The 7024-nt window shown below is 55.1% G+C and carries 4 protein-coding genes; 3 read left to right on the plus strand and 1 reads right to left on the minus strand.

What is annotated here, in order from left to right:
- On the minus strand, positions 1 to 1731 hold a 1731-nt coding region (locus PHW69_09270), incomplete at its 3' end, for a protein kinase (GenBank protein MDD4005371.1).
- Positions 1732 to 1832: 101 nt separating this feature from the next.
- On the opposite strand from PHW69_09270, the gene PHW69_09275 reads away from it, so the two are divergent.
- The 3 genes from PHW69_09275 to PHW69_09285 all read left to right on the plus strand — a co-directional run.
- The gene (locus PHW69_09275; protein ID MDD4005372.1) at positions 1833 to 2378 is read left to right on the plus strand and encodes a nitroreductase family protein; all 546 of its coding nucleotides are present in this window, start codon (positions 1833 to 1835) and stop codon (positions 2376 to 2378) included.
- Between the two features lie 281 nt (positions 2379 to 2659).
- Positions 2660 to 6229 carry a pyruvate:ferredoxin (flavodoxin) oxidoreductase gene (gene nifJ, locus PHW69_09280; GenBank protein ID MDD4005373.1) on the plus strand — a complete coding sequence of 1190 codons (3570 nt, stop codon included), beginning with the start codon at positions 2660 to 2662 and terminating at the stop codon, positions 6227 to 6229.
- A gap of 254 nt (positions 6230 to 6483) precedes the next feature.
- The coding region (locus PHW69_09285; GenBank protein ID MDD4005374.1) for a hypothetical protein at positions 6484 to 7024 on the plus strand (541 nt) is incomplete at its 3' end.

Below are 7024 nucleotides of genomic sequence, written 5' to 3' on the forward strand. Positions count from 1 at the left end.
CGCCTTGAGTCTGGTTTCCTCCGCGGATTTGTTCTGCTGATCAGCGCCAGGCGCAGCCGTGTTCGGCGCGGGCGCGGCTGAAGGTTTCATCGGCGGTGTGATCATGACCAGTTTATAAGATACGGGTTCGCGGTACTTGGTGAACAGATGAATGCCGAGCGCGGCCGCGAAATAATGATAGAAGGCGTAACAGGTAATAAGCACAATCGCTATCATGCCGTCGCGGAACAGGCGGGTGCCGCCAGGCATGCCTTCCCGTTTTTTCTTCGCTTTTTCCAGCGCGTGCAGTTTGGCCAGCTCGGCTTTTTTCTGCGCTTCCTGCGTGCTGAGCTCTTCCTGTTTTATTTCCGGCTTGATTTTTTTCCTGGCGTCCTGTTTTTTCTCGTCCGGATCCGGTTTTTGTTCAGGCTTGTCGGAGACTGGCGCCGCAGCAGGTGTATTCTTTCCGGCTTCCAGTATGGCGGCAGCGCGGGCGGTATCTTCCCCATCCGGCGCCGAATCCGCTTCCGGGCCTGCCGGGGCCGGCGCGGGTTCATTCGCGCCCGGTTCCCAGGTTTTTGTTTTGGGCAAAGTGTCCGTATCTGCCGGACGATCTGTTCCGGCGGATTTTTTTGCTTCAAAAGCGGAGTCGAAATCGTGAGTGACTTCAAGTTTTTCCCGAGCGTCCGCCAGGTTCTGCACTTTTAATGCGGATTGCTCGTCTTCAAAATTTATTATCGTGGCATTTACGATAGGCCGGCTGGTATCTCCACCGCGCCCGGTATCGCCCCGGTTTGTATCCCGGCTGGTATCGCCGCGTTCTGTATCCCGGCTGGTATCGTCGCGTTCTGTATCCCGGCTGGTATCGCCGCGTTCTGTATCCCGGTTGGTATCCCTGCCTGCGGGTTCGGCGGGCTGTTCGTCGTAATATTCCTCGCCTTTTTCTTTTCTGGCCTTAAACTCGGTATATAGCAGGGAAATTTCCTGATGCAGTTTTCCGGCGGAAACCGGCCGGTTGTTCGGTTCCTGCGCTATGCAGCTTTGGACTGACCGCAAAAATACCGGCGGCAGATCTCTGCGCTCTTCTTTTGTCTGTGAAAAAGCGGTTCCTGCGCCGTAAATACAGTCATGCAGCACCAGACCCATCTGGTAAACATCAGAACGGGTGGAAAAATCCCCGGTGAGCCGGCTTTCCGGCGCCGCGTAGTTTTTCCATTTTGTCATGCTTTCCGCATCCTGCAGCGGAGCCAGAAGTTTTTTAAGCTCCGGGCGGTCGAACAGACAGCGCTTGCGGAAATCGGTTATGACTGCATCAGCGAATCCTTCGCGAATGAAAATATTGGCGGGAGTCAAATCACTGTGAATTATGCCCAAGTCATGCGCATATGCGATAGCTTCGGAAATGTTGAGCGCGATTTTTAAAATGGTTTCCGCCGGCAGGGTTTTTTCCCGGGAGAGCCTGTTGGCAAGAGTTTCGCCGCCTATCAAATCTGTCACGATATAAAACAGGTCTTTATGGAACCCCGAATCGTATGTGCGGACTATCTGATTGTTGTAGAGTTCCGAAAATACCGTGGCTTCAATGCGCAGGATCCGGCGGACATCCGCCTTGTCTGCCGGGATACGGAATTTGTATATGCGCAAGGCTCGCACATTGCCAGTGGATTCATGCGTGGCTTTGTAGGTTGTGGTCAACCGGCCTTCATACAATTTATCGGAAGCTATATAACTGCCAATCTTTTCTCTGTCCATGATAGTACCATTGAAATTTATTGCGCGCTGAATATATGATACTATAGATTAATATACAGCCTTTTTCAATATCTTTAATAAAATGTGCAGGGGAGGCAGCAGTGACCGTCGAGCTTTTGAATGTTGTCATGCAGCGTCGCAGCGTAAGAAAATACAAATCCGATCCTGTCGGGCGGGATCTTGTAAACAGCTGTATCGAGGCGGCCCGGCTGGCGCCGTCCGCCTGCAACTCCCAGCCGTGGAAATTTGTGGTTCTTGACGAGCCTGCCCGGCTGGCCGAATTCGCCGGCGGTGTTTTTGAAGGACTGTATTCGATGACCGCGTTTGCCGGAAAAGCGCCTGTGCTGGTGGCGATAGTCAGCGAAAAAAGCAATGTCACGGCTTGGATCGGCAATCAGGTTCAGCAGACGACTTTCCGGCTTGTTGATATTGGCATTGCGTGCGAGAATTTTGTGCTGCAGGCTCAGTCGCTTGGCCTGGGCACATGCATACTTGGCTGGTTTAACGCGAAAAAGGCGGCGGAAATGCTGGGCTGTCCGGCCGGTAAAAAAGTCGAGCTTCTGATAAGCCTCGGGTATCCGGACGAGGCTCCTGCTCCGCGTCCGCGCAAGGCAATCGAGGCAATGTCTTCCTACGGTAAATATTGAGCCGCATGGGCGTAGTTCTGCCGTTTTGTTTAGCGGGGTTCGTTATTTAAATAACGAACCCCGCGGCATATCTATATATCACCGTGCCTGTTCCGAAGAATATTACACTGTTATTGCTCGTTATAAAATTAACGTAATTTTGAAAAATCTCGGTTTCCAATTTGCAAACAGACTTCGGAAATTATACAATCACTACTGGCAGCGTATGCTTGAGTCTGCTTTGCATGCAGGCTCGGACGGACGGTTTTCAGACACCTTATATATATTCAAGGAGATCAAACATGGAGCGCAAACTTGTTGCAATGGATGGAAATTCAGCGGCGGCGCATTCCGCTCATGCCACCAACGAAGTGATAGCTATATATCCTATCACTCCGTCATCCGGGATGGGCGAAATTTCCGACGCGAAAACCGCCAGAGGCGAAAAGAACATCTGGGGATCTGTTCCCAGCGTTACCGAAATGCAGTCGGAGGGCGGAGCGGCCGGAGCCGTGCACGGCGCATTGACAGCGGGCGCGCTTACGACTACCTTCACCGCCTCGCAGGGTCTGTTGCTGATGATTCCCAACATGTTTAAAATCGCGGGTGAATTGACGCCGACGGTGTTCCATGTCACCGCGCGCACTATTTCCACACATGCGCTTTCGATTTTTGGCGACCATTCGGATGTGATGGCCTGCCGCTCGACCGGTTACGCGATGCTGGTGTCCGCCAATCCCCAGGAAGTGATGGACATGGCCCTGATCGCCCAGTCTTCCACGCTTGAGGCGCGGGTGCCGTTCATCCATTTCTTCGACGGGTTCCGCACTTCTCACGAGCTTAATATGGTAGAGCCGGTTTCCTTTGACCATATGCGCGAGATGGTGTCGGACGAGATGGTGGCGGCGCATAAAAAACGGGCTCTCAATCCAGAACGGCCCTCGATGAAAGGCACCGCGCAGAACCCGGACGTGTTTTTTCAGGGTCGTGAAGCCTGCAACAATTTCTATACCGCGATTCCCGGCATTGTCACCAAAGCGATGGACAAATTCGCCAGCCTGACCGGCCGCCGGTACCATATCTTCGATTATTACGGCGCGAAAGACGCCACTAATGTTGTCGTGGTCATGGCTTCCGGCGCGGATGTCGTGCAGGCCACCGTGGAAAATCTGCTTGCCGGAGCCAATAACAGCGTCGGCGTGCTGGTTGTGCGGCTGTACCGGCCTTTCGCCGACGCGGATTTTATCAAGGCGCTGCCCGCAACGGTTAAAGTCATTACCGCGCTTGACCGCACCAAAGAACCCGGCGCGCAGGGCGAACCGCTGTATCAGGATATTTGCGCCGCTCTTTCCAAACACGGCAAATCCGGCATCAGGGTGCTGGGCGGCCGCTACGGCCTGAGCAGCAGGGAATTCACGCCCTGCATGGCGAAGGCGGTGTTTGAAAACGCCGTGTCGGCTGATCCCAAAAACGGGTTCACCGTAGGGATTAACGACGATGTCACCCACCTGAGCCTTTCCTATGATTCCTGCTGGAACATCGAGAAGGACAGCACTTTCCGGGCGCTGTTTTTCGGGCTGGGGTCGGACGGCACCGTCGGCGCCAACAAAAACACGATGAAGATCATCAGCGAGGAAACCGAAAACTATTCGCAGGGCTATTTCGAGTACGATTCCAAGAAAGCCGGTTCCAAGACGGTTTCGCATATCCGCTTCGGCAAAGAAATAATCCGCGCGCCCTATCTGATTACCAGCGCGAATTTCATCGGCGTGCACCAGTTCTCGTTCCTTGAGAAGTACGATATGCTGGGCAAAGCCGCGCAGAACGCGGTGGTGCTGATCAACACTCCGTTCGATCCCGCCGAAACCTGGGCCAATATGCCTGTCGAGGCGCAGAAGCAGATTGTGGAGAAGAAACTTAAAGTCTACGCGATCAACGCTTCCGAAATCGCCAGGGAAACCGGCATGGGCTCGCGGGTGAACGTCATAATGCAGACGGCATTTTTCGCTATCTCCGGCGTGCTGCCGAAAGACGAGGCGATCGCCGCGATCAAGCGCGCGATCAAGAAGACCTATTCCAGGAAAGGCGAGAATGTCGTCAAGATGAACTATGACGCGGTGGACGCCACCGTCGGCAAGATTGCCGAGGTTAAAGTCGGCGCGGCCGATTCGAAAAATCATGTCCGGCCTTCGGTTCCTGCGCATTCGCCAGAGTTTGTGAAGGAAGTTACCGGCGAAATAGTGGCGGGCCGCGGCGAGGATCTGCCTGTTTCCAAAATGCCGGTTGACGGCTCTTTTCCGACCGGCACCTCCCAGTACGAAAAACGCAATATCGCGCTTGAATGCCCCTCGTGGGATGCGGAAACCTGCATTCAGTGCGGCATCTGCTCGCTGGTGTGTCCGCACGCCGCGATCCGCATCAAGGCATATGACGGCGCGGAGCTTGCCAAAGCGCCCAGAGGTTTTAAATCGGCAGACGGCAAGGCCGACCTTAAGGGCCACAAAGTAACCGTTCAGGTCGCGGTGGAAGACTGCACCGGCTGCGGCGCCTGCGTTTTCAACTGCCCGGCCAAGAACAAAACCGACGCGACTAAAAAAGCGATCAACATGGCCGCGCAGATCCCCATGCGCGAAACCGAAATCGCCAATTTCGGGTTCTTCCTCGGCCTTAAAGACGCGGCGACTGCGGTCAAACGCGCCTCCATTAAAGGCAGCCAGCTCCAGAAACCGCTGTTTGAGTTCTCCGGCGCGTGCGCGGGCTGCGGCGAAACTCCTTACATCAAACTGCTCACCCAGCTGCACGGCGATCATCTGGCTATCGCCAACGCCACCGGCTGTTCCTCCATCTACGGCGGCAACCTGCCCACCACTCCCTATACCACACGGGATGACGGGAAGGGGCCGGTCTGGTCGAACTCGCTGTTTGAAGACAACGCGGAATTCGGGCTCGGCATGAAACTCGCCTACGAAAAACTCTACATCGAAGCGGTCGAGCAGATGGACGCGCTTGCCGCGACCGTGCTCAAGGGCAAGGAAACTCTTGTCGCGGAAATCAAATCCGCCAACCAGAAAGACGGCGCGGAACTTGAGAAACAGCGCGCCAGAATCACGGAACTTAACAAAACACTGGCCGCTTCCAGCGATGCCGGCGCAAAGCGTCTGCTTTCCATGTCCGATTACCTTATCTACAAATCGGTCTGGATACTGGGCGGTGACGGCTGGGCGTACGATATCGGTTACGGCGGGCTTGATCATGTGCTGGCTTCGGGCAAGAACGTGAAGATTCTTGTGCTGGATACCGAAGTTTATTCCAATACCGGCGGCCAGATGTCGAAATCCACGCCTCTGGGCGCGGTGGCGGCTTTTGCGGCCGGCGGGAAACGGATGCCGAAGAAAGACCTTGGCATGATCGCCATGACCTACGGCAACATCTACGTCGCGCAGATCGCGCTGGGGGCGAACTACAATCAGGCGGTGCAGGCGCTGGCCGAAGCGGAAGCTTATGACGGCCCCGCTCTGATTATCGCCTACTCCCATTGCATCGCGCACGGCATCGAAATGGGTTCCGGCATGAACGAGCAGAAGAAAGCGGTGCAGAGCGGCCGCTGGCCGCTGTTCCGGTTCAACCCGGCTCTGCGGGCGGAAGGCAGGAACCCGCTCAAGCTCGACAGCGGCGAAGCGACCATCAAGCTGGAGGATTTCATGATGGGCGAGAACCGCTTCCGCAGTCTTAAAACCATTGATCCCGTGGCGGCGGCGCAATTGCTCAAACAGGCCGAAGCGGAATACAAATGGCGGCTGAGCGTGTACAAACAGCTCGCCGCAATGAACTGCGAAGTGCCGCAGCCGGAGAAAGAAGCGGCTGCCGTTTAACAGTATTAAAGAGTGAAATGTTCCGGGCCGGGGCTTTTGCCCCGGCCCGGCATTTTATAAATCCCGCGCACAAAAATCCGGCGCTGGTCTGCGAATCATAATAGTGGCGATATGGCACAAGCCGCAAGAGGATCGTAAAATCGGGCCACTGCCAAACGGCCGGGGGCATTACTGGGCCTTTTGCCTCTTGTTGCAGACATACAGGAACAGTACCATATAATAAAGCGGCATTCGCTAAGGAGGTAGTTCAAATCATGACTAAAACCAGAATATTATTGGCGCTGTTTGTTTCGGCAGTTTGCGGGCTGTCTTTTGCGGCTGATGGAAATGTGTCGGGGGATTTGCGGGAGCTGTCCGCATCGGGGCCGAAGCTGAAATCAGACAGGCGGAGTAATAAGCTGGTGCCGGGCGGCCACGTCATATCGCCTGGCGGAAATATTGTGTGGATCAAGTCGCTTTCGGCCGATTATGTTTTTGTAGTATTCCGGGATGGTACGGTGAGGCGTTTCGGTATTGATGAGGTGCAGCCGGCCGTTGTTGAACCCGGCGAGTCGCTGAACGGTTTTACGGTGGCCGGCTATGTCATATCGCCCGGCGGGAACGTTGTGCGGGTCAAGGCGATTTCCAAAGATTATGTTGTCGGCATATTCCGGGATGGCACAGAGTGGTGTTTCGATGCCAAGGAAGTGCAGCCGGCTGTTGTTACACCCGGCGAGTCGCTGAACGGTTTTACGGTGGCCGGCTACGCCATGTCGCCCGGCGGGAACGCTGTGCGGGTCAAGGCGCTTTCCAAAG

The organism is Elusimicrobiaceae bacterium, assembly GCA_028700325.1.
Lineage (GTDB): Bacteria > Elusimicrobiota > Elusimicrobia > Elusimicrobiales > Elusimicrobiaceae > JAQVSV01.